The organism is Burkholderia sp. WSM2230, assembly GCF_000472445.1.
In the GTDB taxonomy this organism is placed as follows: Bacteria; Pseudomonadota; Gammaproteobacteria; order Burkholderiales; family Burkholderiaceae; genus Paraburkholderia.
Genome location: NZ_AXAJ01000002.1, coordinates 385,261 through 411,968, shown reverse-complemented (window position 1 = coordinate 411,968; position 26,708 = coordinate 385,261). Strand labels below are relative to the sequence as shown.

The 26,708-nt window shown below is 64.2% G+C and carries 26 protein-coding genes; 16 read left to right on the top strand and 10 right to left on the bottom strand.

Annotated elements, in window-relative coordinates; all coding sequences use genetic code 11:
- Positions 1-116 precede the first annotated feature (116 nt).
- From gspD to gspF, 3 genes are read left to right on the top strand one after another with little or no spacing between them, the layout of a single operon-like run.
- Positions 117-2,483, top strand: a complete 2,367-nt coding sequence (gene gspD, locus A3AC_RS0107370; RefSeq protein WP_025598133.1) for a type II secretion system secretin GspD — start codon at positions 117-119, stop codon at positions 2,481-2,483.
- Positions 2,480-4,060 (top strand): type II secretion system ATPase GspE, encoded by a 1,581-nt coding sequence (gspE, locus tag A3AC_RS0107365; RefSeq protein ID WP_025598132.1) that lies wholly within the window; start codon positions 2,480-2,482, stop codon positions 4,058-4,060. The genes gspD and gspE overlap by 4 nt, the downstream gene beginning before the upstream one ends.
- 4 nt (positions 4,061-4,064) lie before the next feature.
- Entirely contained in the window at positions 4,065-5,282 is a 1,218-nt protein-coding gene (gspF, locus tag A3AC_RS0107360) for a type II secretion system inner membrane protein GspF (protein WP_025598131.1), read from the top strand.
- A gap of 66 nt (positions 5,283-5,348) precedes the next feature.
- Here gspF and A3AC_RS0107355 read toward each other — a convergent pair whose 3' ends face one another.
- Positions 5,349-5,762 (bottom strand): type II secretion system protein N, encoded by a 414-nt coding sequence (locus tag A3AC_RS0107355; RefSeq protein WP_025598130.1) that lies wholly within the window; start codon positions 5,760-5,762, stop codon positions 5,349-5,351.
- Between the two features lie 156 nt (positions 5,763-5,918).
- On the opposite strand from A3AC_RS0107355, the gene gspG reads away from it, so the two are divergent.
- The 10 genes from gspG to A3AC_RS0107295 all read left to right on the top strand — a co-directional run bounded on the left by gspG (position 5,919) and on the right by A3AC_RS0107295 (position 14,432).
- Entirely contained in the window at positions 5,919-6,383 is a 465-nt protein-coding gene (gene gspG / locus A3AC_RS0107350; protein ID WP_013340976.1) for a type II secretion system major pseudopilin GspG, read from the top strand.
- On the top strand, positions 6,374-6,961 hold the full coding sequence (locus A3AC_RS0107345; RefSeq protein WP_156924582.1) for a GspH/FimT family pseudopilin: 588 nt from the start codon (positions 6,374-6,376) through the stop codon (positions 6,959-6,961). The genes gspG and A3AC_RS0107345 overlap by 10 nt, the downstream gene beginning before the upstream one ends.
- A 1-nt stretch (position 6,962) precedes the next feature.
- Positions 6,963-7,376, top strand: a complete 414-nt coding sequence (gene gspI, locus A3AC_RS0107340; RefSeq protein WP_025598128.1) for a type II secretion system minor pseudopilin GspI — start codon at positions 6,963-6,965, stop codon at positions 7,374-7,376.
- The gene (locus A3AC_RS0107335; protein ID WP_025598127.1) at positions 7,354-8,058 is read left to right on the top strand and encodes a prepilin-type N-terminal cleavage/methylation domain-containing protein; all 705 of its coding nucleotides are present in this window, start codon (positions 7,354-7,356) and stop codon (positions 8,056-8,058) included. Before gspI ends, A3AC_RS0107335 begins: the two co-directional genes overlap by 23 nt.
- A gap of 1 nt (position 8,059) precedes the next feature.
- A complete protein-coding gene (gene gspK / locus A3AC_RS0107330) occupies positions 8,060-9,226 on the top strand; it encodes a type II secretion system minor pseudopilin GspK (RefSeq protein ID WP_025598126.1) in 1,167 nt (388 codons plus the stop codon).
- A gap of 28 nt (positions 9,227-9,254) precedes the next feature.
- Positions 9,255-10,706 carry a type II secretion system protein GspL gene (gene gspL, locus A3AC_RS0107325; RefSeq protein ID WP_025598125.1) on the top strand — a complete coding sequence of 484 codons (1,452 nt, stop codon included), beginning with the start codon at positions 9,255-9,257 and terminating at the stop codon, positions 10,704-10,706.
- Positions 10,703-11,206 carry a type II secretion system protein M gene (locus A3AC_RS0107320; protein WP_025598124.1) on the top strand — a complete coding sequence of 168 codons (504 nt, stop codon included), beginning with the start codon at positions 10,703-10,705 and terminating at the stop codon, positions 11,204-11,206. Before gspL ends, A3AC_RS0107320 begins: the two co-directional genes overlap by 4 nt.
- Before the next feature lie 22 nt (positions 11,207-11,228).
- Positions 11,229-12,008 (top strand): type II secretion system protein N, encoded by a 780-nt coding sequence (locus A3AC_RS0107315; protein WP_025598123.1) that lies wholly within the window; start codon positions 11,229-11,231, stop codon positions 12,006-12,008.
- A 300-nt stretch (positions 12,009-12,308) separates the two neighbouring features.
- Positions 12,309-12,584: a hypothetical protein gene (locus A3AC_RS0107305; protein ID WP_025598122.1), complete on the top strand. Its 276-nt coding sequence runs from the start codon at positions 12,309-12,311 to the stop codon at positions 12,582-12,584.
- Positions 12,585-14,093: 1,509 nt separating this feature from the next.
- Positions 14,094-14,432: an immunity protein Imm33 domain-containing protein gene (locus A3AC_RS0107295; protein WP_025598120.1), complete on the top strand. Its 339-nt coding sequence runs from the start codon at positions 14,094-14,096 to the stop codon at positions 14,430-14,432.
- Positions 14,433-15,065: 633 nt separating this feature from the next.
- Here A3AC_RS0107295 and A3AC_RS0107290 read toward each other — a convergent pair.
- From A3AC_RS0107290 to A3AC_RS0107280, 4 genes are all read right to left on the bottom strand, one after another.
- On the bottom strand, positions 15,066-15,284 hold the full coding sequence (locus A3AC_RS0107290) for a hypothetical protein (protein WP_025598119.1): 219 nt from the start codon (positions 15,282-15,284) through the stop codon (positions 15,066-15,068).
- Positions 15,281-15,547 carry a hypothetical protein gene (locus A3AC_RS30345; protein WP_156924581.1) on the bottom strand — a complete coding sequence of 89 codons (267 nt, stop codon included), beginning with the start codon at positions 15,545-15,547 and terminating at the stop codon, positions 15,281-15,283. Before A3AC_RS30345 ends, A3AC_RS0107290 begins: the two co-directional genes overlap by 4 nt.
- Before the next feature lie 360 nt (positions 15,548-15,907).
- On the bottom strand, positions 15,908-17,491 hold the full coding sequence (locus A3AC_RS0107285; protein ID WP_025598118.1) for an efflux transporter outer membrane subunit: 1,584 nt from the start codon (positions 17,489-17,491) through the stop codon (positions 15,908-15,910).
- A 152-nt stretch (positions 17,492-17,643) separates the two neighbouring features.
- Entirely contained in the window at positions 17,644-18,021 is a 378-nt protein-coding gene (locus tag A3AC_RS0107280; RefSeq protein WP_025598117.1) for a hypothetical protein, read from the bottom strand.
- Positions 18,022-18,237: 216 nt separating this feature from the next.
- Here A3AC_RS0107280 and A3AC_RS0107275 point away from each other — a divergent pair, with 216 nt between their 5' ends.
- A complete protein-coding gene (locus tag A3AC_RS0107275) occupies positions 18,238-18,780 on the top strand; it encodes a MarR family winged helix-turn-helix transcriptional regulator (RefSeq protein ID WP_025598116.1) in 543 nt (180 codons plus the stop codon).
- 131 nt (positions 18,781-18,911) lie between these two features.
- Positions 18,912-20,510 (top strand): DHA2 family efflux MFS transporter permease subunit, encoded by a 1,599-nt coding sequence (locus tag A3AC_RS0107270; RefSeq protein WP_025598115.1) that lies wholly within the window; start codon positions 18,912-18,914, stop codon positions 20,508-20,510.
- Positions 20,511-20,537: 27 nt separating this feature from the next.
- Here the strand turns inward: A3AC_RS0107270 and A3AC_RS0107265 are convergent, their stop codons facing one another.
- The 4 genes from A3AC_RS0107265 to ada all read right to left on the bottom strand — a co-directional run bounded on the left by A3AC_RS0107265 (position 20,538) and on the right by ada (position 25,245).
- Positions 20,538-21,056: a hypothetical protein gene (locus tag A3AC_RS0107265; RefSeq protein ID WP_442856478.1), complete on the bottom strand. Its 519-nt coding sequence runs from the start codon at positions 21,054-21,056 to the stop codon at positions 20,538-20,540.
- A gap of 224 nt (positions 21,057-21,280) precedes the next feature.
- Complete coding sequence (gene gshA / locus A3AC_RS0107260) at positions 21,281-22,897, bottom strand: glutamate--cysteine ligase (RefSeq protein ID WP_025598113.1); 1,617 nt, start codon at positions 22,895-22,897, stop codon at positions 21,281-21,283.
- A gap of 252 nt (positions 22,898-23,149) precedes the next feature.
- Entirely contained in the window at positions 23,150-24,073 is a 924-nt protein-coding gene (locus tag A3AC_RS0107255; RefSeq protein ID WP_025598112.1) for a DNA-3-methyladenine glycosylase family protein, read from the bottom strand.
- Positions 24,070-25,245, bottom strand: coding sequence for a bifunctional DNA-binding transcriptional regulator/O6-methylguanine-DNA methyltransferase Ada (ada, locus tag A3AC_RS0107250; RefSeq protein ID WP_025598111.1), 1,176 nt, complete (start codon positions 25,243-25,245; stop codon positions 24,070-24,072). The genes A3AC_RS0107255 and ada overlap by 4 nt, the downstream gene beginning before the upstream one ends.
- 389 nt (positions 25,246-25,634) lie before the next feature.
- Here ada and A3AC_RS0107245 point away from each other — a divergent pair, with 389 nt between their 5' ends.
- Positions 25,635-26,060: a VOC family protein gene (locus A3AC_RS0107245; protein WP_025598110.1), complete on the top strand. Its 426-nt coding sequence runs from the start codon at positions 25,635-25,637 to the stop codon at positions 26,058-26,060.
- Positions 26,061-26,086: 26 nt separating this feature from the next.
- Here A3AC_RS0107245 and A3AC_RS0107240 read toward each other — a convergent pair whose 3' ends face one another.
- Entirely contained in the window at positions 26,087-26,641 is a 555-nt protein-coding gene (locus tag A3AC_RS0107240) for a YaeQ family protein (RefSeq protein WP_025598109.1), read from the bottom strand.
- Positions 26,642-26,708 lie beyond the last annotated feature (67 nt).

The following is a 26,708-nucleotide window of genomic DNA, read 5'->3' as shown; positions in this document are numbered from 1 at the left end:
CCACCTGGCCCGCCGGCAGACCAGCCGAGCGGCGGTTTGCTCCCCTGTCCGCGCTGCATGACCGCCGGCGGCTTCCGCTGTTGGCATCGACATTACATTCCATGAGAAGAAATCGTATGGCTTTGCGTCGCGTCGCAACGGCGTTGCTGCTGGCTGGACTGATCACCGCGCAGACCGCACACGCACAGGTGACACTCAACTTCGTCAACGCCGATATCGACCAGGTTGCCAAGGCGATCGGCGCGGCGACTGGCAAGACGATCATCGTCGACCCACGGGTCAAAGGTCAGTTGAATCTCGTGTCGGAAAACGCGGTGCCCGAAGATCAGGCGCTGAAGACGTTGCAATCGGCGCTGCGCATGCAGGGCTTTGCGCTCGTCCAGGATCACGGCGTTCTGAAGGTTGTGCCCGAGGCCGACGCCAAATTGCAAGGCGTTCCCACCTACGTCGGCAATGCGCCCACCGCGCGCGGCGACCAGGTTGTCACGCAGGTGTTCGTGCTGAAGAACGAATCGGCGAACAACCTGCTGCCGGTGCTGCGCCCCCTGATCTCGCCGAACAACACCGTGGCCGCCTATCCGGCCAACAACACGATCGTCGTTACCGACTACGCGGACAACGTGCGGCGCATCGCGCAGATCATCGCCGGTGTCGATACGGCGGCGGGTCAGTCCGTGTCTGTCGTTCAACTGAAGAATGCCAACGCGCTCGACATCGCCACGCAGCTGAACAAGATGCTCGACCCCGGCGCGATCGGCAGCACCGACGCCACGCTGAAAGTGTCGATCACCGCGGATCCGCGCACCAATTCGCTGCTGATCCGCGCGTCGAACGGCGCGCGTCTTGCCGCCGCAAAAACGCTCGCGCGCGAACTCGACGCGCCGACCAGCATGCCGGGCAACATGCACGTCGTGCCGCTGCGTAACGCCGAGGCGACCAAGCTCGCCAAGACCTTGCGCGGCATGCTCGGCAAAGGCGGCGAAACCGGCTCGGCCGCAGGCGGCAACGAGGCGAATGCGTTCAACCAGAGTGGCGGCGGAATCGGCGGCAGCAATTCGACGGGCACGGCCGGCACGCCACCGCTGCCGTCGGGCGGGCTCAACACGAGTTCCATGTCTTCGCCGATGGGCGGCGGCGGCGCGGGCGGCTATGGCGCGAACAATGCCGCTCAATCCGGCGGGCTTCTGGGCGGCGACAAGGACAAGAACGAAGACAATCAGCCGGGCGGCATGATCCAGGCGGACGCCGCGACCAACTCGCTGATCATCACCGCGTCTGAGCCGGTGTACCGCAATCTGCGCGCCGTGATCGACCAGCTCGACGCGCGTCGCGCGCAGGTCTACATCGAGGCGCTGATCGTCGAGCTCAATTCGAACACGAGCGGCAACCTCGGCATTCAGTGGCAGGTCGCGAACAACTCGGTCTTTGCCGGTACCAACCTCGCAACCGGTTCCAGCAACAGCATCATCAACCTGACGGCTGCCGCCGCGGCGGCGGGCACGACCGGCGGTCTCGCGACGGCGCTTGGCTCGCAGGGTCTCCAGCAGGGCCTGAACGTCGGCTGGATTCACAACATTTTCGGCGTGCAGGGGCTCGGCGCGTTGCTCCAGGCGCTGTCGCAAACCGCGGACGCCAACGTGCTGTCCACGCCTAACCTGATTACGCTCGACAACGAGGAGGCGAAGATCGTCGTCGGGACGAACGTGCCTATCCAGACGGGCTCGTATTCGAACCTGACGAGCGGGACCGCGAGCGCCGCGTTCAACACCTATGACCGCGTCGACGTGGGCCTGACGCTGCACGTCAAACCGCAGATCACCGACGGCGGCATCCTCAAGCTGCAGCTCTACACCGAAGACTCGGCCATTGTGAACGGCACGACGAACGCGGCGACCAACCCGGCCGGCCCGCAGTTCACCAAGCGCTCGATCCAGTCGACGGTGCTCGCCGACAACGGCGAAATCATCGTGCTTGGCGGCCTGATGCAGGACAACTATCAGGTCAGCAACAGCAAAGTGCCGCTGTTGGGCGATATCCCGTGGATCGGCCAGCTGTTCCGCTCCGAGCAGAAAAACCGCAACAAGACGAATCTGATGGTGTTCCTGCGTCCGGTCATCATCAGCGATCGTGATACGGCGCAGGCTGTCACGTCGAACCGCTACGACTATATTCAAGGTGTGCAGGGCTCGTACCGTCAGGACAACAACCTGATGAAGGACAAGGACGATCCGGTGGTGCCCCCGAAGCCGACCGGCCCGAGCCAGGGCGGCTCGACGCTGAATCTGTTCGATCTCGACCAGATGCGCCGTCAGCAGATGCAGCCGCGTGTCGCCACCCCGCAGTCGAACTCTGCTCCGACGACCGCGCCGGCCCCGGCAACCGCGCCGGCTCCGACGACCGCGGCGCCGGCCGTGAACGGCGCGGTGCAAAGCAATCCGGTGCCGGTCGCGCCGTCCACCGAATCACCAGGAGTCAAGCCGTGAATACGCCGTCCATGCCGCCGTCAGCTTCAACGTCGCCGGCATCGGCGCGGGCTGGCAGAACGCCCGCCAGTGGAATGCCGGCTGCGGGCCTTGCATCCGCGGGCATAGCGGAGCAGGCGGAACGCGCGGCGCCGTCGGCGATTGCCGCGCGGCTCGTGCCTTACGGCTTCGCTCGCAGTGGCCAGATACTGGTCGCACACCAGCACCCCGACAGCCTCGAAGTGTGGATCAGCGAGCGCACGAGCGAAGCGGCGCTCGCCGAAGTCGCGCGCAATTTCGGCGCGGTTTCGGTGGTGCGTCTTCCCGCCGATGAGCTCGCGCAGGCGATCAATCAGGCCTATGCGCGCCAGGACGGCAGCGCGGCACAGGTGGTCGGCGAGGTGGAAGGCGAAGTCGACCTGTCGCGCCTCATGCAGGACATTCCCGAGGTGGAAGACCTGCTGGAATCGGAAGACGACGCGCCGATCATCCGCATGATCAACGCGCTCCTCACGCAGGCCGCGCGCGAACAGGCGTCGGACATTCACATCGAGCCGTTCGAGAACGCGTCGGTGGTGCGCTTTCGCGTGGACGGCACGCTGCGCGACGTCGTCCGCCCGAAGAAAGCGCTGCACGGCGCGCTGATTTCGCGGATCAAGATCATGGCGCAGCTCGACATCGCCGAAAAACGTCTGCCGCAGGACGGCCGCATCACGCTGCGCGTGGGCGGCCGGCCGGTGGATGTGCGCGTCTCGACGCTGCCCACCGGCCACGGCGAGCGCGCGGTGTTGCGTCTGCTCGAAAAAGACGCCACCCGCCTGAACCTCGAGGCGCTTGGCATGGGTCAGGACACGCTCGGCAAGTTCGACAAGCTGATCGGCAGGCCGCACGGCATCGTGCTCGTGACCGGCCCGACCGGTTCGGGCAAGACGACCACGCTGTATGCGTCCATGTCGCGTCTGGAAACGGCAACCACGAACATCATGACGGTCGAAGACCCGATCGAGTACGACCTGTCGGGCATCGGCCAGACCCAGGTAAACGAGCGGATCGGCATGACCTTCGCACGGGCTCTGCGCTCCATATTGCGGCAGGACCCCGACGTCATCATGATCGGCGAAATCCGCGACCTGGAAACCGCACAGATCGCCGTGCAGGCTTCGCTCACCGGCCACCTCGTGCTGGCCACGCTGCATACCAACGACGCCGCTTCGGCCGTCACGCGTCTGACCGACATGGGTGTCGAGCCGTATCTGCTGGCGTCGTCGCTGCTCGGCGTGCTGGCGCAGCGGCTCGTGCGGCGATTGTGCCCAGTGTGCCGGGAACAGCGCGTCGAAGAAGACGGCAGCGTGCGCTGGCATCCGGTTGGCTGCGACAAGTGCGGCCAATCAGGCTATGCGGGCCGGCGCGGCGTGTACGAACTGCTGTTGATCGACGACGAAATTCGGACGCTGATTCATCGCAATGCGTCGGATGCCGAAATTCTCACCGCGGGCCGCGCGCAAGGCATGCACACGCTGCGCGAGGATGCGCAGCGCTGGCTCGAGTCGGGGCTCACATCGCTAGAAGAAGTGATTCGCGTGACGGGCGGAGCGTAAGCGCATGCCGGCATTCCGTTTCGAGGCGATCGACGCAGCGGGCAAGGCGCAAAAAGGCGTGCTCGACGCGGACAGCGCGCGCGGTGCGCGCACCAATCTGCGTTCGCAGGGACTCACGCCGCTCGTCGTCGAACCGGCGGCCACGCGCACGCGCGGCGAGCGCAATCAGCGTCTTTCGCTGGGACGGCGGTTGTCGCAGCGCGAACAGGCGATTCTCACGCGGCAGCTCGCGAGTCTGCTGATCGCGGGATTGCCGCTCGACGAAGCCCTCGCCGTGCTGACCGAGCAATCGGAGCGCGACTACATTCGCGAGCTCATGGCGGCGATTCGCGCCGAGGTGCTCGGCGGCCACTCGCTCGCCAATGCGCTGACGCAACATCCGAAAGACTTCCCCGAGATTTACCGCGCGCTGGTGGCGGCGGGCGAACATACCGGCAAGCTCGGCCTCGTGCTGTCGCGGCTCGCGGACTACATCGAGCAACGCAACGCGCTCAAGCAGAAGATCGTCCTCGCGTTCACTTACCCGACCATCGTGACGATCATCGCATTCGGCATCGTCACGTTTTTGCTGAGCTATGTGGTGCCGCAGGTGGTCAACGTGTTCGCGAGCACGAAGCAGCAACTGCCCTTCCTCACGATCATGATGATGGCGCTATCCGGTTTCGTGCGGAACTGGTGGTGGGCCGTGCTGATCGCCGTGGCCGTGCTGTTCTATGTGGTGCGCTCGACACTCAGGCAAGCCGGCCCGCGTCTCGGGTTCGACCGGTGGCTGCTCACCGCCCCGCTGCTCGGCAAACTCGTGCGCGGTTACAACACGGTGCGGTTCGCGAGCACGCTCGGCATTCTGACGGCGGCGGGCGTGCCGATTCTGCGCGCGCTGCAGGCTGCCGCCGAAACGCTCAGCAACACGGCGATGCGCGGCAACATCGACGACGCAATCGTGCGCGTACGCGAAGGCACGTCGCTCTCGCGCGCGCTCGGCAATACAAAGACGTTTCCGCCGGTGCTGGTCCACCTGATCCGCTCCGGCGAAGCAACCGGCGACGTCACGACCATGCTCGACCGCGCCGCCGAAGGCGAGGCGCGCGAGCTCGAACGCCGCACGATGTTCCTGACAAGTCTGCTGGAGCCGCTGCTGATTCTGGCGATGGGCGGCGTGGTGCTGGTGATCGTGCTGGCGGTGATGCTGCCGATCATCGAGTTGAACAACCTGGTGCAGTGACGCGGGCCCGGTGACGCGCGCGGCTGCGTTACGACAGTGCGGCGCGGCCCGGGCGATAGGACCGCTTTAACGAACGTAGATGGTCGGGCCCGCTGCGTTGGCCGGCAGGAATACTTCGGAATGGGCGCCATTGCGATCGATCACGATGGAGCGGGCGCGCACTTCGGAGAGCTTTGCGCCTTGCATCAGCGTACCGCCGAGCGAGACCGCATGCGGCGGCTCGCCGCCCACGCTGACGATGGCCGCGGCGCCTTTCTGCAGCGCGAGGATGCCGAACAGATGCACGTCCTGATTGACCGTGCGCGTGAGCTGTCCGCCGAACAGCGTGGCGGCCTGATCGGTCGAGACCTGCGCGTGTGCGGCGGCTGCCGGCAGCGGCGCGCCGGACATCGTGGTGAGCGTGATGGTCCAGTAGGTCAGCGTCGCGCAGAAAACGGCGAACAGCGCGAGCGACAGAAGTCGGATTTGGAGGGCGTTCATGCGCCTCATTGTACGGACTATTGTGAAAATTGCGTTGGGTTGAAACCCTTCAACTGCGTGACATTAAAATGACCGGCCGGGCGTGTTCAATCGCATCCAAAGTGCTAGACGCGAACTTCCGCAGTCAAAAATTTATCTGAAAAGAGGTAGCAAGCTATGCAACTGTCGACCACTCGCCGCACAGCAATCGCGGGTCTGCGCAGCCGCCGTCAACGCGGCTTCACGCTGATCGAAATCATGGTCGTGATCGCGATTCTCGGCATCCTGGCCGCGTTGATCGTGCCGAAAATTATGAGCCGTCCCGACGAAGCGCGGCGCGTCGCCGCGAAGCAGGACATTGGCACCGTGATGCAGGCACTCAAGCTTTATCGCCTGGACAACGGCCGCTATCCGACTCAGGAGCAAGGCCTGCGCGCGTTGATCGAAAAGCCCGCCACGGACCCGGTGCCGAACAACTGGAAAGACGGCGGCTATCTGGAGCGTCTGCCGAACGATCCCTGGGGCAACAGCTATCAGTATCTGAATCCGGGCGTGCACGGCGAAATCGACGTGTTCAGCTACGGCGCGGACGGCAAGGCAGGCGGCGAAGGCAATGACGCCGACGTGGGCTCGTGGCAATAGACAATACCCATGCGCGTGTCGCGACCACTCCGCCGCCTCACGCGGCGGGCGCGGCGCTGCGCGTGCGCGGCCGCGCCGGCATGAGTGCCAACGTCACCGCTAAGGTCAACGCCAACGCAAGCCGCCGGCTTCAGGCGGGTTTCACGCTGCTCGAAATGATGGTGGTGCTGGTGATTGCAGGCCTGCTGGTGTCCTTGACCGCCTTGACGATGACGCGCAATCCGCGCACGGACCTGAACGAGGAAGCGCAGCGTCTCGCGCTGCTGTTCGAGTCGGCCGGCGACGAAGCGCAAGTGCGCGCACGTCCCATCGCATGGCAGCCGCTGGACGGCGGCTTTCGCTTCGACCTGCGCACGGACGACGGCTGGCGTCCGCTGCGCGACGACGTGCTCAAGCCGCGCCAGTGGGAAGGCGGCGTGACCGGAGTGACGATCGACTATCCGGGCTCGGACTCGCACGCGAGCCGCGTGGTGTTCGGCACGGAGGCGATCGACGTGCCTGTGCGCATCACGCTGTTTTCCGCCGTGGGCCGCGCGACGATTGTCGGCACCGGCAATGGCCGCTACGAGGTGCACTGACATGCGTCGTCGCAGCAGCACGGCGGCCCGCGCGGCCGTCAACCGCGAGCGCGGTTTCACGATGATCGAGGTGCTTGTCGCGCTCGCGATCATCGCAGTCGCGCTGGCTGCATCGTTGCGCGCGGTCGGCGGGCTCGCGAGCGGCGAGGCCGATCTTCACCGGCGCCTGCTCGCCGGCTGGAGTGCGGACAACACGCTCGCGCAATTGCGTCTCACGCATGCATGGCCGAATGTCGGCTCGACGAGTTTCGATTGTTCGCAAGGCAATCTGCAGTTGATCTGTACAGAGCAGGTAACGGCGACGCCAAACCCGGTGTTTCGCCGCGTCGAAGTGATGGTGACGATGCCTGGGCGTTCCGGCAATCTCGCCCAGATGGTCACGGTGGTCGCGAATGAAACCAATCGTTCGCTCTGAGCCCCGCCGCAGTCGCAGTCGCAGCCTCGGCCGCGTGAGCCGGGGCGCGCATGGCTTCACGCTGATCGAGCTGCTGGTCGCGATCGCGATCCTTGCGGTGATCGCCGTGCTGTCGTGGCGCGGGCTCGACCAGATCATTCGGGGCCGGCAGACCATCACGAACGCCATGGAAGACGAGCGCGTGTTCGCGCAGCTGTTCGACCAGATGCGCATCGACGCGCGCCAGGCCGCCTCCGACGACGAGTCCGGCCAGCCCGCCGTGTCGCTCGCGGGCGGCGCCTTGCAGATCGTGCGGCAGATGAACTTGCCCGGCTCCGCGCCGCGTTTGCAAGTGGTGCGTTACCGCGTCACGGAAGGCCGCGTGATCCGCTATGCGTCGCCGCCGCTAGCCAATGTCGGCGATCTTCGCGCGGCCACGCGCGGCGGCGAAGGCGAAGGTTGGTCGGCCGTGCCGTTGATGGGCGGCGTCGGCGCGATTTCCGCGCGCCTCTATGTGCCGCGCGTCGGCTGGACCACGCAGATGAAGGACGTGCAAGGCGCGATCACGGAAGCCGACAACAACCTCAAGGTGCCGCAGCTTGGCAACGCGCCGCTGCCGCGCTCGGTGACGGGGCTGGAAGTGAGCGTGGGCGCGAAGTCGCTCGCGCGTCCCATCACGCGGGTTTTTCTGATTGGAGAATGAGATGAGATTCTCCTCTTTCCATGCGCGACGCCCGGCCGTTGTCTTGCGGGACGAGCGCAATTCGCGCGCGGCGGCCCGGCGTCACGCGACGCAGCATGCGCAACGTCCGCAGCAGCGCGGCGCGGCGATCATCAGCGCGCTGCTGGTGGTGGCGCTGTCGGCGATCCTCGTCTCCGGCATGTTGTGGCGTCAGCAGGTCCAGGTGCGCCGGATCGAGAACCAGCGTCTGCTCGCGCAGGCGCAATGGGTCGCGCGCGGCGCGCTCGACTGGACGCGTCTGATTCTTCGCTCGGAAGGCGATACGTCCGCGGGCATCACGTACCTCGGCGGCGTGTGGGGCGTGCCTATCGCGAAGACGCGGCTGTCCGACTTCCTCGGCCAGATCGGCGAAGTGCGCGCGCAGCAGGGTGCGGCGACCTATCTTTCGGGATCGATCGAAGACGCTCAGGCAAAGTTCAATCTGCGCAACCTGGTCGCGAGCCCCGCGCCCGGTGTGATGCAGCTCGACACGGAGCAGATCGGCGCCTATCAGCGGCTGCTGGTCTCGCTCGGCGTGAACAGCCAGCTCGCGAAAAACACGGCGGTGCAGGTGCGCGCGAGTCTGCTCCAATCGGCCACGCGGTTCCAGACCGTCACGTCGACGTCCGGCACGACGTCCACGCCGGCTATCCAGGGCGGCGCGACGGGTGGAGGCTTCACCGACAAGCCCGGTATCGAGGACAGCGAAGACAGTGCCGCGCACGCGCCGCTGCAAATGACGAGCGTCGATTCGCTGCTCGACATTCCCGGCTACACGCCGGAGATGGTCGCGCGCTTGCGGCCCTTCGTCACCGTGCTGCCCACGGTGTCGGCCGTCAACATGAATACGGCATCCGCCGAGGTGATCGCGGCGGTGGTGCCGGGCATGAGCCTGTCCTCCGCGCAGGCGTTTGTCGCGCGCCGGCAGACAGTGTTCTTCCATAACGTGGGCGATGTGCAGCTCGCGTTGCGCGGCGCGGGCGTGCAGTCCGTTTCCATCGATCCCGCCGAGCTCGACGTCAACACGAACTACTTCCTGATTCACGGCCGCGTGCAGCACGAGCGCGCCGAAGTGGATCGCACGACGCTCGTCTATCGCGATGCTTTGACTCACACTACGCGTATCGTGCGGGTACAAGACCAACTATGAACAACGCCTTTCCCAGAGAGAGTGGCCTTTGAGCACGCTGATCGTCTTATTGCCGCCGCGTGATCCGGCGGTGCCGTCGCAGGAATGGCAGCTGCCGGACTTGCCGTTCGTGCTGCTCGACAAGTCGGGACGCACGCAGCGCGCCGGGCGTTCGGCGCTTGCGCTGTTGCCGCGCGCCACATCGACGGTGCTGATGGTCGCCGCGCGCGACCTGCTGATGATGCCGGCCACGCTGCCGCCGCTGCGCGGCCCGAAGCTGCGCCAGGCGTTGCCGAATATCGTCGAGGATCAATTGATCCAGGACCCGCAAACCTGTCATATCGCCGTCGATCCACAACCGGCCGCGGGCGGGCGGCAGGTGCTCGCGATCGTCGACCGTGGATGGTTCCGCTTTATCTGCGAAGCCTTTTCCGCTGCCGGTCACCGCAGCTTGCGCGCCGTGCCCGTCACGCGCTGCCTGCCGGAGGCGCCGCTTGCGGCGCCGCTCGAAGTCGCGGAAACGGTGAGCGCGGCCGAGCCGGCACTGGCGGGCGCGGGCCCGGCTGCGGGCACCCCGGCGCGCGATACCGCGCCGGGCAGACGCGCGGCCAATGCATCGTCGGATGCCGCGCCTGAAGTGGTGCCCGAAGTCGCGCCCGAAGTCGTCCCGATGGTAGCGGCCGTACTTGGCACGGTGGTGCAAACTGCGCCGGCCATGCTGCTGGAAGGCGCCGTGGAAAGCGGCACGCCGCGCGTCGAACTGGCGATTGCACGCGGCGCGCAAGGCGAAGGACTGGCGGTGCCGGCGAGCGCGGTGAACGCGACGCTTGCCGCGCTCGCCGGCGCAACGCCGGTGTCGCTCTACATGCTGACCGAGGTGCCGGGCAACGAGCCGGGTCTCGGCGCGAGCAGCCCGGCGCGGCTCGCCGCGCATGTGCACGGCGCGAGTCCGTTGCCGTTCGAGCAACTCGCGCGGCGCGCGCTCTCGTGCCGCTTCGATCTGTGCCAGTTCGAGTTCGCGTCGCAGCCATGGCGGCTCGACCGCGCGACGCTGCGTCGCCTGCGCCTGCCGGTGCTGCTGGCGGCGGGCGCGTTGCTGGTCGCGATCGTGGGTGCGAATGTGCAGTGGCTGATGCTGTCGCGTCAGCGTGACGCGATCAACACGCAGATGACCGAGTTGCTGCTCAACGCGTTCCCGAAGACGACAGTCGTGCTCGATGCGCCCGATCAGATGTCGCGTCAATTGCAGCAACTGCGCGTGGCAGCCGGCCAGTTGTCGCCCGACGACTTCCTGTCGCTTGCCGATGGTCTCGCGCGGTCGCTGCCGCCGGTGCCCGTCAACGGCATTGCCGCACTGGATTATCACGACCGACGGCTCGACGTCACCTTCAAGCCCGAGGTCAAGCTCGATCCGGATTTCGCGAAGCGCCTCGCGCGCAACGGACTCAACGGCGCGGTGGACAGCAATACCGGCAAGTGGACCATCAGGAACGGACAATGAAAGCTGAACTCGCTCAAACTTGGGCAGGCTTCTGGGAGCAGCGGACCGACCGCGAAAAAGCGCTGCTGACGTGGGGCGGCGCTGTGCTGGCGGTGGTGATCGCGTGGTCGGTGCTGTGGGCGCCCGCGCAGGAGGGGCGCGCGCGTCTGCGTGAATCGCTGCCGACCTTGCAGCGCCAGCTCGCGCAGATGACGGCGCAAGCCAACGAAGCGCGCCAGCTCTCGGCGGCGGCTCAGGGTGTCGCGCCGACCGGCGGCGCGCTGAAGGACGCGCTTTCCGCATCGCTTGCCGACCATGGCCTTGCGGCCACGCAGGTGCAGGTGATCGGCAACGCGGTGCAGGTGCAGATGAAGAACGTGTCGTTTCCCGCGTGGACGACCTGGGTCGACGACGTGCGTCGTCAGTTCAAGGTACAGGTCGCGGAAGCGCACGTGACCGCGCTCAAGGAAGACGGCCAGGTGGATCTGACGGCGTCGCTGCAGCCATCCACGGTGAAATGAGCGCGCTGGCACGGGATCTCGCATGACTTACTGGATGCGGCGCCTGCGCGCCGCCCTGCCCTGGTTGCTGGTCGCAGTGTTGTCCAACGCGGTTGTGATGGTCGCCATGTTGCCGGCCGCGTGGATCACGCCGCAGTTCGCCCGCCAGAGCGGCGGGCACGTGAACCTCGTGGATCCGGCCGGGTCGCTCTGGCACGGCTCCGCCACGCTGATGCTGGCCGCCGGCTCCGATATGAGCGCCGCGACGCTGCTGCCTGGGCGAATCGAATGGCGCACTGCGTTCTGGCCGCTCTTCACGGGCCGCGTGCGCATGACCATGCGGCATAGCGAGGCGATGCCGGACCCGATCACCATCGACGCGACGCCGCGCAGCGCGAATCTGACGCCTGGCACGATCGCCGTGCCCGCTTCGCTGCTGACCGGTCTCGGGGCGCCATTCAACACGCTCGACCTGCAAGGCGATGTGCGGCTCTCGTGGTCCGACTGGCGCAGCTTCAACCGGGAGGCGTTCGGTCAGTTGACCGTGGCGCTCAACGACGTGAGTTCGCGGGTTTCGCCGGTGAAGCCGCTCGGCTCATACCAGCTTGCGTTTCAGGCCGAAGGCGTGTCGTCCACGCTCGAATTGCGGACCATCAAGGGGCCGTTGATGCTGAGCGGACGTGGCGTGGTGTCGCCGGCTTCCACGTCGTTTCGCGGCACGGCGACCTCCGCGCCCGAGGCGCGCGAGAATCTGGCGGGCCTGCTGAACCTGCTCGGAAGGCCGAGCGGACCGGACACCGTGACCTTGTCGTTCATGCATTGAGCGAGGTTCGGGCTCGAGGGCCCTGCGAATGTGCAGGGGAACGGAATACGTTGGACTGGCCACCATCGAAAAATCAAAGGCTTACCAGTTTACTCGCTCGCGCGTTTCACGGCCCGGAAGCGAAATAGGTTGGACTTGCCGGGTTTGCGATGCGAATTCGTTGGATTCGCACGCGAGTAGAAGTTGGCATGCGGTTCCCCTGCCACGGAAGGCTGCGTGCGGCCATGACCGGTCAATCGACGAAGCCGCATCGATCGTCGACAATATGCCTTGGTTCAACGCCCGAGCGTCCGGACGCCCATGATCCACGACTATGACCTTTCGGTTATCTTGCCGCGTCTCAGCGGCCCTCTTCGCGAGATACTCCACGCCGAGCTTTCTATCGGTAACGTGATGGTCGAGGTCAGCAGTGGTTGGCCAATGCCAAACGTGAATGTATGGCTAAAGAACCCGCTGAGCCAAAAATATGTGACCAATTATCCAGACCTCGAATACGCCTATCTCGGAGACCCGAGAAACTGGCTGGAGCATTACATCGACACCCGGATCGGAGCGATGGTTGCAGCGAAGTGCTAGCGCATGAGCCGTCAGGCTCTCGCGCCAGTGGCGTAGAGATGGTCGACGCAGTACGCGCTACCATTCAACTGATTCTTCTTGCAGCCGCTCCACATGCATTTCGCTGCTGTATTTCCTCCACGCGACTGAGCAAGATACTCCTTACGCAGAGCCTCGTCTGAAGTGCTCCAGCCTTCCACATCTGCGACCTTTACCGCAAGCTGCATCTGGTATTTTTCCCACTCATCGGCAGCCCATAGCTGTCCGCATACTGGGCATCGAAGAAGCGCTCTCCAGGAACCAGAATCCACATGCTGGAAGCCGGGAAACAGGGAAGACAAAGTTCCGTCAATCCGGCGTATCGCAGGCTGATCGTGGCAATCACATTTCATGGGTTTACCGCGGTCGCTCACCGCTGAATGAAAGGCTCAATGATGCACTATTTCGGATGACCGCTATCGCGCACAACGAACATCGCCTTTGGGCATCGCGCGTTCACCGGAGATCATCCTCGCACTCGGTCGGCGGGCTCCGGTCGGCCACAAACGGTTATTCGACACGGGCTCCTCAATCGTTGACAATGCCGACAAATTTGCCAGTTCCGTACACGAACATGAACATGAACCTACTTGGACATCGCATACTCCATCGACCAGCGACCGGGTCGGGGGGGCTACCTGCACTGAAAGAACCTCTGCGGACTTCCTGATAGACGGACAGTCTTTGCTGGAAATGCTGGTGAAAAATGTTCGAGGACACTCCGATTTCATGGGTTGCTTTGTGAGCGGGTACGGAGGAGTGCGAGCGTATTCGCGCGACGCTGCTCGACGCTCCGCCTGAGAACGGAATGCGTGTGCTGCTTTACATCTGTCCAGAGTGCGGCGACATTGTATGCGGGGCATATGCTGTCATGGTGCGACGAGAACAAGAGTCTGCATATGGGACAGCTTCGCCTACCAAACGAGCGAACGAGAATTGAAGGAGGTTGAGGCGCTTCGCCCTTTTGTTTTCAGCGCAACTATGTATGAGCCGCTGTGCTCGCTGCTGCTACGTTTGCTGGGACCCCCCTAGGTCTGCGGCAACAGGCGGCCGAGGCTGCCGCTAATCACATCAATACGCTTCACCAACAATTCCTGGGCGGTTGGTTCTCTGCCTCGGCAACGTAAAAATGAAATCTTTTCGGTCTGGTACTTACGCGTCCCTTCTGACAGCCTTCGTAACGCTAGTAACGATTTTGTTGTTGGATCGGTCCGAACCTCGGCGTTGGCCTGCCTTGCTGGGATGCTTCGCGATCTGTGTTTACGGACTTTACATAGTGTTCTGCGCCGCTGCGGGGACTGCGGTCAGATACGGGGCCATCGCGATACCGATTCAGACTAACGTTGGACGGTGCTTTCATTTCATCTCCGGGATTGCCTTCATTCTTATCGGCATCGGAATAACGTGGCGGTAGTCGGCCAACATGAGACATCGGACAAAGCCGGCAGGATCGGCGACAATCCGCTTTGGATGAAAATATTCCGCGCTACCATGTCCAACAAACAAAGACACGTTTGTCAAAGATTCGGCGCAGGCTACATGCCGCCCGAGGCGAACCAAAAGGTAGGGATCTCGCTCGCGTCGCTTGAGCATTTACCGCTTCACGCGGTTAGGCTGTCTCCCGGGAACGGTAGGAGCGGTTGGTATATCTACGGTGGCGAGTACTCACCGGATGCTGACTTCTACCAGCCGCTTTATGTCGCTCACTTGACCGAGCGTTGTCCAAACATCGTTCCTTACTTGGCACTGCCGCCGGGATGGCGTGTATTGCTGGCGCCGGACTATGAGGATGTCTGGTTCGCCGGTGAACTGCTGAAAGAACGCCATTGATAGCCTGTAACGGCCACAAGCGGCCGTTCGGCAAGAATCCGTGAATCGTCAATCCGAGCAATCAGCCTAGTTCTTAATGCCGATAGCAAAAGCGGCCCCCCCCGCCCGCAGACTATCTCTCGAAAATGCTGTTTCACAAAAGACCCGAATTTCGACGCCCACCGCTGAGTCCGTATCGGGAACGAAGTCTGGTCGATCGTGCGACCACCTTGTTCTCTTGGCTAGGTCGGGGAATATTCGGTCTTTTGACCGTTGTCTTGTTACTCGTGACAGCGGCGGCAGGGCCTGGAGCGGACTTGCCAACATCGAAGAAAGGGTGGTTCGCATTGGCTGCCATCATCGGTGGTGGCGTCCTTATTTGTATAGTTGCAGTTCGCTGGATGCGCCTTCCGGTTACTCAGTAAAGGTAATGACGTGCACAGGAGGGCTCGCCTCGGATCGGTATCTTGCTTCTTGCAGAGGGGCGCTGGCGAGGGATACTGGGACTTACGAGGCAGAGTGCGGCCACAAACGGTCATTTGAGATTGGGATTCGGATCGTCGACAATTTCCCACCTCAGCGTCACAGCGATCCCGCTCGGCAAATCAAGGTCGAATGATCGACGCGGTATGCGTCATGCCGGCAGACAGACTGCTAGCCGCTCCAGTCGCCAGAGTAAAGGTCGTAGACCATCATGTGCTGTAGCGCTTCTCGAATCTTGTCCTCGCCGACTGCGTCAAACAAGCGGGTCGGGATTGCGATCCCGACGTGTTCAGAGTCGACCGAAAATACTTCAGCTCTACCGTTGAGGAAAACCAGGCTGCGCTCAACGTCCCTCAGGGATACACCGCGAACCATAAGTTGAAAGCTCATGCCCGTTTTACTCGAATATCGGCCACGTCCCCGAGCGCCCGTTGAAGACAATCTTCAAGCTCGCCTGTCACTTTTTGTCCACGGACGTCATAGACCACCACAAATCTTGCAGCAGGCAGGGGCACGTGCTGTCGGCCAAAGAGTACACGTGCCCGAACGAACGCAAAGCTGAGGTTCAGCGCTGCTTGCGTCTCGACAAAATGATTAGCGATCAGTGTATGTTCCCTGGCGTCGGCTGTAGAAAACTCTGGCGTGAACATCATATTTTGATCCGAACATCCCAGACTGTTGAACGGCCGTTCTGGAGAAAACTGAAGGGCAGTTCAGGGTCGTAAAGCGTCTCTCGCGCTCCCGCAGGAAACGTCGATCAGTACAGTACCCAGACGGCGAACTACGCCGCCCGGTGATCCTTCGATCTGCGGTTTCAGGGCAGTCCAGTCAATCTCGTGCTTTCGAGTCCAGCCAACCGTTCCTTAGTCCAACTAATTCGGTTTCCCAACAAATGCGCGGCCAGGTCAGATTCGGTTAGTTGAAAAAAGAGGCATGACTGGTTGCGTTGACCGGCCATGCCTCTTTGCGTTTCCGCGTTCCGCGGGCGGTGCATTCGCTTCGCCCGGCGAGCTTCAATTACTTAGCGGTGGCGTCTGTGTCTGCCTGGGCGCTGTTATGGCGCCCGTTTGTGCCACCGGCGCGGCCGCTGATGCCGGCAGTGGCGCCGGTGCCGCCACGTCACCGGTTTCGCGGTTCATCTGCGACATGTCCCAGCCGCCGCCCAGCGCCTTCACCAGTCCGACCGACGACACCATGCGCTGCCCCGCGATGGTCTGCAGCTTCTGCTCGGCCGTGAACGCCGTGGTTTGCGCGGTCAGCACATTGACGTAGCCGACCGTGCCCGCCTTGTATTCGTTCGTCACGATGGCAAGCGCCTGACGCGCCGACTCCACCGCCTGCTGCTGGACCACGATTTCCTGTTCGAGGATGCGCTGCGACGCGAGGTTGTCCTCCACGTCCTGGAACGCCGTTAGCACCGTCAGACGGTAGGTAGCGACACTCTCGTCATAGGCGGCGCGGGCTGCTTCCGTTTTCGCGCGGCGCAGGCCGGCGTCGAACAGCGTTGCCGCGAGTTGCGGCCCGACCGTCCAGAACCGCGATGGCGCCGTCAGCAGTTGTGAGAACACCGAGCTTTCGAAGCCGCCGGTCGCCGACAACGTCAGCGACGGAAAAAATGCGGCAATGGCGATGCCGATCTGCTCGTTGGCCGCCGCAGCTTTGCGCTCGGCCGACGCGATATCTGGCCGCCGTTCGAGCAGCGCCGACGGCACTTGCGCCGGCACGGCGGGCGGCGTCGCGGTGAGCGGCATGGGCGGAATCGAGAAGGTGGAGGCCGGTTCGCCCACGAGCACCGCGATGGCATGCTCGTCCTGCGCGCGCTGCACGCCGTTGTCGATTGCGGATGCCTGCGCCGATTGCAACTGCGTTTGTGCCTGAATCACGTCAGAGCGCGCGGCCACGCCCGCGGCGTACTGGTTCCGCGTGAGTTGCAGCGAGCGCTGATAGGCGGCGACGGTTTCGTCGAGCAGTTTCTGGTTGGCGTCAAGCGCGCGCAGCGCAAAATAGGTCTGGGCGAGCGTGGCTTGCGCCGACAGACGCGCGTTCGCCAGATCCGCTGCCGCGCCTTGCTGGCCGGCCTTCTGCGCGTTGACCGAGCGGCTTACCGAGCCCCACAGGTCGGGCTCCCAGCTTGCGTCGAGTTGCAGGCTATAGCTGTTGGACACGCCCGAGCGGCTGACGCTCGTCGAACTCGTGGTCGACGAAGAACCGCTCCCTGAGCGCGTGGCGCCCGCCGTCAGGCCGACAGTCGGAAAATACGCCGCGCGCGCCTCGCCGACCAGCGCGCGCGCCTGCCGGTATGCGGCGGCATATTGCGCGATGGTCTGGTTGGCGGCGTTCAGTTTGTCTTCGAGCGCATTGAGCTGCGGGTCCTGATAGATCGTCCACCATGCTCCGCGGTCCTGTTGATCCGCCGGTTCCGCGACTTTCCACCCGGGCGCGGCTTCCTTGTATGACGCGGGAATCTCGGCGGCGGGGCGCTTGTAGTCGGGGCCGACCGCGCAGGCGGCGACGAGGCCCGCAGCGGCGAGCGCTACCGCCATGGTCAGGGCGCGCGGCGCAGATGTCCGCGCGGGTGAGATTAGGTCAGACTGCATGCACTGTTTCCTTCTGGACGCCACGATGCCGCCGACGACGGCGCCGGCCTGTGGATGTGCCGGCATGTTAGCGTATGAGCCCGCCAGGCGCGGGAAACAGAAAGGGTAATTCGCGCAGCGACGAAGGTGTGTTACTGACGGTGTCGCGAAGGTTACGCGCTGTTACCGGCGGGAGGAGCGGGGCGGATTTTCCTGCGCGCCAGCTTCCCGGCCGCTGCCCGGCACGGCGCTTCGCCGCGCGCCTGGCAGGCGCTCGTTGCGCCATGCGCCGTGGCGGCGACAGCGCTTGCCGGAAGTGCGGTCGGCGCCGCCATTTCCGCCGATTGTCCCTGCGCACCCTTGCGCGCCCGACGATGCTCGACCCAAGCCAGTACCGCGACGCCTACCGATCCACCGGGCAGCACGAACAGCACCGCGAACAACGCGAGCTTCCACCAGCGGCGCGGCCCCTGGAAGCTGTGCAAAGTATGCAAAGCGGAATCGGTCAGGGAGCGGCCGAGGCCGCCGAGGGTATTTTTCAGGTACAGCATGGGAGGAACATCCTTGGGTCACGCCGGGTCAGCGGCGGACAAAAAAGCGGTCAGAACATAGGCTCGGTTGGCGCGAATCGCGTAACTCGTTGCTTAACATAATATTGACTATGCAAGTAAATTTCAAGATACTGTGCGCGTTGCACGGCCCCATTGTTGTTTTTCGGCGGCTTGCACGCCTCTTAATCCGGTTTGCTGCAATGTCCCCGTACCCAAATGACTGACGGCCCCTACAAAGCCGACGAAATCCGGCTCGATACGAGCCTCGGCTATTACCTGTCGAAAGCGCGGAATGTGCTGGTCGAGCGCACGGATCGGGCGGTCAAACCGCTGGGACTGACGGCGCAGCAGATCGGCGTGATCCTGATGCTCGCTGCCGGCCGCGCGAATACGCCGTTCGAGTTGTCGCGCGTCATGTCTTACGACAGCGGTTCGATGACGCGTCTGCTCGACCGTCTTGAAAAGAAAGGCTTTCTGCTGCGCACGCGCAGCGACTCGGATCGCCGGATGGTGAAGCTCGAGCTGACGCCGCAAGGGCAGGAAGCCGCGCAGCAGTTGCCCGGCATCGGCGCCGCCGTGCTGAACGAGCAGTTGCGCGGATTCTCGGCCGCTGACCTCGCGACTCTGATCGATCTGCTTGGCCGCTTCATTGCCAACGGTATCGATTCCGGCTCGGATACCGGCTGCGGTCTGTGCCCGGACGGGGAACCGTCCGACGCAACGCTCGACGATTCATCGCCGGAAAACGGCAAGCAATAAGTGATGGGCGCCTTTCGAGGCGCAGTTGCAATCCATTCTCTGTCTGGGCAGAGTGTGATGCAGCATGTAACGGTGCTGCCCACGACGCGATCAACCTGGCGACAATCTTTTCCGCGCTGAGGAGAACAACAATGGCCGCTACGGCTTCAAACGCTGCCGAACCGGCAGCTCAACCCGCCGCCCCGTCCGCTACTCCGCCCGCGGCGGAGCCGGCGCCGCTGAAGGGCGGAGCGCTCGCGCTGCTGACCGTCGGGCTCGCGCTCGGCACCTTCATGGAGGTGCTGGACACCTCGATTGCCAACGTCGCCGTGCCGACGATCTCCGGCAGTCTCGGCGTGGCGACGAGCCAGGGCACGTGGGTGATCTCGTCGTACTCGGTTGCGTCCGCGATTGCCGTGCCGCTAACCGGCTGGCTCGCGCGGCGCGTCGGCGAGGTGCGGCTCTTCACGCTGTCCGTTCTGCTCTTCACGATCGCCTCGGCGCTGTGCGGTTTCGCGCAGAACTTCGAGTCGCTGATCCTGTTCCGTCTGGCTCAAGGTCTCGTGTCCGGGCCGATGGTGCCGCTCTCGCAGACCATTCTGATGCGCTCCTATCCGCCCGAGAAACGGGGGCTTGCGCTGGGGTTATGGGCGATGACTGTGATCTGCGCGCCGATCTTCGGGCCTGTGATGGGCGGCTACATCACGGACAACTACACGTGGCCGTGGATCTTCTACATCAACGTGCCGATTGGCCTCTTCTCCGCGATCTGCGCGTTCGTGCTGTTGCGCGGACGTGAGACGAAAACCACGCAGCAGCGTATCGACGCCGTCGGTCTCACGCTGCTTGTGATCGGCGTGGCCTGCCTGCAGATGGTGCTCGACCTCGGCAAGGATCGCGACTGGTTCAACTCCACGTTCATCGTGACACTCGCGGTGATCGCGGTGATCGCGATCGCTTTCATGCTGGTGTGGGAGATGACCGAAAAGGAACCCGTTGTGGACCTCTCACTGTTCAAGGACCGCAACTTCGCGCTAGGCGTGGTGATCATCTCGTTCGGCTTCATGGCCTTCTTCGGCTCCGTCGTGATCTTTCCGCTGTGGCTGCAAACCGTGATGGGTTACACCGCCGGGCTCGCCGGTCTTGCCACCGCGCCGGTCGGCATACTCGCGCTTTTCCTCTCGCCGATGATCGGCAAGAACATGCACCGGCTGAATCTGCGCGTCGTCGCGAGCTTCGCGTTCATCGTGTTCGCGTTCGTGTCGTTATGGAACTCCACGTTCACGCTCGACGTGCCGTTCGATCACGTGATCTGGCCGCGCCTCGTGCAAGGCATCGGCGTGGCCTGCTTCTTCGTGCCGATGACAACCATTACGTTATCGAGCGTGCCGGACGAACGGCTCGCGAGCGCCTCCGGCTTGTCGAACTTTTTCCGGACCTTGTCTGGCGCGATCGGCACCGCAATCAGTACGACGTACTGGGAAAACGACACGATCCGCCATCACGCGATGCTGGTCGATAACGTCAACGTCTACGCCGCGAACACGAACGAGTACACGAACGCGCTGGCGGGCATTGGCCTTTCCGGCGGCGGCATTACGGCGCAGTTGAACCAGGTGGTGACCGCACAGGCTTATATGCTGGCCACCAATGACTTTTTCCGCATTTCGTGCGCGGCCTTCCTCGTGCTCGCCGTACTCGTGTGGATCACGAAACCGCGCAAAGGCGTCGGGCCTTCGATGGGGCACTGAGCGCACAACGCGCCACTAATGCGTTGGTCACTGACTCGCGGCCTCTCCAGTGGATGGCACGACCGACTGCCCTTGCTGCGCCTCGGGATGCATGGCCGAGGACGCGGGCTGCGCGGGCTTCACCCCGGTTCCCTGCGTGCCCTGCGCCGCGCCGCGTACGTACTCCTTGAAGTCGGCGCCCGCTTCCCACGGGTTCGGCTTGCAGCCAAGCGAGCCGTCGCAATGCGCGGCAAAGCCTATCGTCGCGGTTCCGTCGGGGTTGGGCGCGCGGGTGATCTGATACGCGAGCGCGCGCTTGCCGCCGTCGGGGCCGGCGGTCTGAATCAGCGTGTCGGTCGCGGCTTCGACTTTGTACTTCGAGTTGTTGGTCACCCATGTTTGCGCGCGCTGCCACCAGAGGTCGCACTGCGCTTTGCCGGAACACGTGAGCGGCGTGGTGGCGATCTGCATCACGTCGGGATCGACTTGTCCGCGGGTCGAGCACCCCGCCGCGCCAACAGCCGCCGCGCCGACGCACAGTACGGCCAACAGGTTTTTCCTTATCACGTTGATCCTCCCTCTCGCTAGCGTGTCGTAAGAGTTTGGACCGCATCGTGCAGAGCGTGTTTCGTTTGGATCAGAGAAACGTGGAAGTGCGCGGAGAATTTGCCGATACGACCTATGCCTGGCGTAGTCGTTACCGCCCTGCACCACGCAACAAAAAAGCGGCTACTGGAGCCGCTTTCCTGTCTTGCCGTTTGCACGCGCCACGTGTGCGCGGGCCGCTGCGCTCACACGCTGAAGCGGTTCAACGTGTACGCCCGATAAGCGGCGACGAACGCATCGAACGAGCCGACTTCCTCGCGCTCGAGCTTCGCCTGTTGTTCGAGCGACTGCGCGGCGAGATCTGCAAACTCCTGGGCCACGCCCGCCTCCAGCGGACGCGCGCGGAAATGGGCTGCATGCGCTTCGCTCTGCTCAAGACCGAATTCGAGGAAGCTCTGCTGCTTGTCGCGCATGGTCTGCAACACGCGCGCCGACGGCGTCAGCGACGGATCGGCCAGCTTCACGCGCTGAACCGCTACGGAGCGGGCGTGCGCGTCGCCGCCTTGCAGCGCGTCGAGCGCGGCTGCCGCTGCGTCGATCTTGACGAACAGTTCGTCGGCCCATTCGCTCATGGCGATGGCGCGGCCGTCGCGCGTCAGTTCGAGGCCGGGCTTGCGGCCTTCGGTCGTCACGCGCGCGAAGTTCTGGTTGGCTTCGCAATATGCGGGCGGCGGCAGCGGCGCGCTGTCGTCGAGCGCGCACACGAGCAGATAGGCGTCGAGAAAGCGCGACGTCTCCAGCGAAATGCCGACCGGCTCGAACGGATCGATGTCCATGCAGCGCACTTCGACGTACTGCACGCCGCGCGCCGCGAGCGCATGCAGCGGACGTTCGCCGGGATACGTCACGCGCTTCGGACGGATCGTCGAGTAAAACTCGTTTTCGATCTGCAACACGTTCGTGTTGATCTGCACCCATTCGCCGTCGCGCTGCGTGCCGATTGCCTCGTACGCGGGGTACGGCTGGCTCACGGCCTTGGCGAGCGCGTCGAGATAACCGGGCAGCGTGTCGTAGTCGGCATGCAGCGCGGCTTGGGCGGTGGTGTTCGAGTAGCCGAGATCGCTCATGCGCAGGCTCGTCGCATAAGGACGGTACAAGGTGTCGGCGTCGAAAGTTTCGAGCGTATGTTTGCGCTCGCGCAAGAAGCGGCGATCGAGCGCAGGCGACGCGCCGAACAGATACATCAGCAGCCAGTTCGTGCGGCGGAAATTGCGGATCAGCGCCAGGTAACGCTCCGACTGGAAATCCACGGCGCTCGCGGTGGATTGCTGATCGGCGTGCAACAGCCGCCACACTTCTTCGTTCAGCGAATAGTTGTAGTGGATGCCCGCGATGCATTGCATGGTGCGGCCGTAACGCAGCGCGAGGCCGATGCGGTACACATACTTGAGCTTGCCGATGTTGGATGTGCCGTAGTTCGCGATCGGAATGCCTTCGTCAGTGTCGGGCAGCAGGCCCGGCATCGAGTTATTCCACAGAATCTCGTCGCCGAGCTCGGCGTAGACGAAACGATGCAGCGTATCGAGCTTCTCGAGCGTAAGCGCGACGTCGTGCTCAGCCGGCGTGATGAGCTCGAGCAGCGCTTCGGAATAGTCGGTGGTCAGCGAAGGATGCGTCAGCGCCGAACCGAGCGCTCGCGGATGCGGCGTCAGCGCGAGCTGGCCTTCGTGCGTCACGCGCAGGCTTTCTCTTTCTATGCCGCGCAGGCCGCGCAGCAGCGCGTCGCGCTGCGGCCCTGAAGTCAGCACGGACAGGCGGTGCAAGAACGCGTCGGTCGTGCGGGATGAGGTCGTGTTTGGCATTGATGCGAGTCGGGCGTTGTCGGCCGCCATGTGCCGCTTCGCTGCTTGCTGGCAGCAGCTTGCGGTCGACAACGTTCGGCGGAATTTTCAGTAGCGGGCACTTTAACATCTCGCCACTGCGCCTGCTTGAGGCCGCTACGGCGGGCTCTCGCGGGGCGCGCGCCCCTCTGTTATCACGCCGGAACCCCGACTTTGGCCCCACGGTTTCCAGGCTATTGCGGGCATTAGTGTGGGATTGCAAGCCCGCAATTCCTAACCGCCGCGCGCAGCCCCAACCCGGTCTGCCACCTCGTTCCACAGATGCATCGCCGCATAGGCACGCCATGGGCGCCACCCGTCGGTGCGCGTGCGCTGCTGCGTGGGCCGCACGAGCGACGGGTCACGCGCGCAGATCGACTGCATCAGCACCAGATCCCACGCCGGCCAGGCGTCGGGATCGCGCCACGCGCGCATCGCCACATATTCGACGGTCCATGGCCCAATGCCCGGCAGCGCCAGCAACGCGGCGCGCAGGCTGTCCGCGTCGGCGCTGGCGTCGGCGCTGTCGAGCGGCACGTCGCCGCTCGCGACGGCGCGTGCAAAGCCTTGCAGTGCCGCCACGCGTTTGCCCGGCATGCCGATTTGCACGAGATCGACGGTGGCCAACGCCTCGGGCGTCGGAAAGCGCCAGGCCGTGTTCTCATGCGCATGCCCTTCGATACGCTCGCCCGCGCGTTGCACCAGCCGTCCGATAATGGTGGTCGCGCCCTTCACGCTGATCTGCTGGCCGACGATTGCACGCACCACCAGCTCGAAACCCGACCACGCTCCCGGCACGCGCAAGCCCGGCGCCGCTTCGATCAGCGGCGCAAGCCATGGGTCCGCGGCGAGCGCGGCGCCGATTTTCTTCGGATCGGCGTGCAGGTCGAACATCTTCGCGATCGGCGCGGCGAGCGCGTCGGCGTGGCGGCTCACGGGGCCTTCGATGCTCGCGACCAGACAGCGCTTGCGCGGATGCTGACGCACGCTGAGCGTGCCGCTCTCGCCGGCCCATTCGATGGCGCGGCGATATGCGTCGTCTTCGACTGTTTCGACGCCGGGCGTCGCGCGTCCGCGGAAGAAGCGCAGCAGGCGTTGCCAGTCGAACGGGGCCTTGTAGGGAAGTTCAAGAGTTGCAACGTCGTCGAGCGTGCTCACGCGGCATGGTCCAGTTTGGTAGCGAGGATCGGATCAGAAGTGGTTTCGGGGCTGCGGGTTTGGTCGGCAGAAACGGGGTACGCGTGCTGCGCCTCGTTGTCGAGCAGCGCGGCCTTGCGCGGCAAGCCCCAACGGTAGCCGGCCAGCGCCCCGCCCTTTTGCACCACGCGATGACACGGAATGGCGAGCGCAACCGGATTGGTCGCGCACGCGCTTGCCACTGCGCGCACGGCGCGCGGCGCGCCGACCGCTTCGGCAATCTCCGTGTAGCTGCGCGTCTCGCCGTACGGAATGCGCCGCAGCGCGTCCCACACCCGCTGCCGGAAAGCCGTCGCCGCAATGTCGAGCGGCAGATCGAAATGCTGACGCGTGCCGCGCAAATAGGCGTCGATCTGGGCGATGAACGGTGCAAGGCGCTCGCCGTCTTCCAGCAGACTCGCATTGGCGAACTCGCCGCGCAGTTCGTCGACGAGAAGTGCCGTGTCGTCGCCGAAGCCGATTTTGCAGATGCCTTTGTCGGTCGCGGCCACCAGCACGAAGCCGAGCGAGGTGGGCGCGCTCGCGTAGCGCACCGTGAGCCCCGCGCCCTTGCGGCGATATTCGGATGGCGCCATGCCCAGTTCCGCGGATGCGCTGTCGTACATCCGCGAAGGCGAGTTGAAGCCGGCGTCGAGCGTGGCGCGCGTGACGTCCGCGCCGCGGCTGAGCGCATCGCGCAACGCGGCGCCGCGGCGCGCGGCCTGATACTCGCGCGGCGACACGCCCACCACCCGCTTGAAGATCCGCTGCAGATGAAACGGACTTACGTGAACGGCGTCGCTCAATTGCGCGAGCGTGAGACGCTGCTGCGGATCGGCGTCGAGCGCGGCGCACGCCCGCTTCACGATTTCCAGTTCGCGCGGCAGGCCGCCCGGCTGACAGCGCTTGCAATCGCGAAACCCGGCGGCGCGGGCCGCGGCGGCATCGGCGAAAAAGGCGACGTTCTCGCGGCGCGGCTGGCGCGACGCGCACGACGGGCGGCAGAACACACCCGTCGTCTTGACGCCGTAGAAGAAAGCGCCGTCCGCGAGCGCATCGCGGCGGGTGACGGCTTCCCAGCGTTCGTCGTCGGAATGCCAGGCTGGGGCGCTGGCGGCCGTGTCGGTTTCGGCGGAATGATGGGTGCGGTTCATGATGGTCCCGGAAAGTGCTTTCGATGCTCACCAATGTAGGCCGCATGCCGACACAGTACGCTCCGGTTCTTGCTCTGTCATTGCGGTTCCTCGTAGACGGCAGGGGCGCGCGAGTCCCGCTATATGCACGTTTTGCCTCAAGCTGCGACAAATTTGCACGATATCGGGTTTTCCCCTAAAAAGTTATTGCGTCGCACCAACCCCATGTGTATATTAGTACCTGTCTCCTCCATGTCTCCTCCTGATATGGATTCAGCCCGCTCCACATAGAGCGGGCTTTTTTTCGTCTGTACGTTCTGGACCACCCGCTCGGGCTCCGTCAACGCCCGCCCCGCTTTCCTCCTACACTGGCTGTTCACGGTGATAAACGAGCGAGAAGAGGCGTTTCTATGAAAATTCATATTCGCGAGATCGACCACGTGGTGATCCGGGCCGCGAACGTCGACGCGATGGCGCGTTTTTACTGCGACGTTCTCGGCTGCACGCTGGAGAAGGAGCAGCGCGAACTCGGCCTCACGCAATTGCGCGCGGGCCGCTCGCTGATCGACCTGCTGCAGGTCGGCGCGAAAATAGATCGCCCGGAAAACGGCGCGCCCGGCGCGGCGCGCAATATGGATCACGTGTGCTTGCGCGTCGAACCGTTCGACGCCGAAGCGCTCAAGGCGCATCTGGTCGCGCACGGCGCGCGGCTCGGCGAAGAAGGGGTGCGTTATGGCGCGGACGGCTACGGGCCGTCGCTCTATCTGTTCGATCCCGAGGGGAACATGGTCGAGTTGAAAGGCCCGCCGCAAGCGGCTCGCGCGACGTCGCTCTGAACGCCGCGCAAAGGGCCGGTGGAATGTCAGGCGTTGGCGGGCGCCTTCAACACCGTCCAGTCGATCTTCACCGCGTCGGCTTCGGCGCTGCCTAGCCACGCTTCGCCGTCCTGCACCGTGCACTGCAGGCGCATGGTGCGCTGCGCGAGCGAGCCGAGTTCGGCGGCCACGTTTTCGCCGAGCGACCACACCGTCACATTGCGCATGCGCTCGACCTTATTGCGCACGCCGTGCCACCAGATGTCCGAAGTCCTGCCGCCGTAGGCAATCAAGATCACCTCGTTGGAGCGGCCGCTGGCCTTCGCGATGCGCCGCTCGTCAGGCTGGCCGACTTCGATCCACGTTTCAATGGCGCCGGTCAGGTCCTTTTGCCACAGATCCGGCTCGTCGACATCCGACAAACCCTTGCAGAACTCAAGCCGTTCCTGCGCGAACAGTGCGAACGCGGCGACGCGCACCATCATCCGTTCGTCGGTTTCCGACGGGTGACGGGCGATGGTGAGCGAATGATCGGCGTAATAGTGCCGGTCCATGTTGGCGATCTGCAATTCCGCCTTGTAAATCGTCGATTTCAGAGCCATGCCGTTGCTGAACCAGACGCTCGCTCCACCGGAGCGAACGGAAAATGAGTCGTCGACAGCGCGTTGC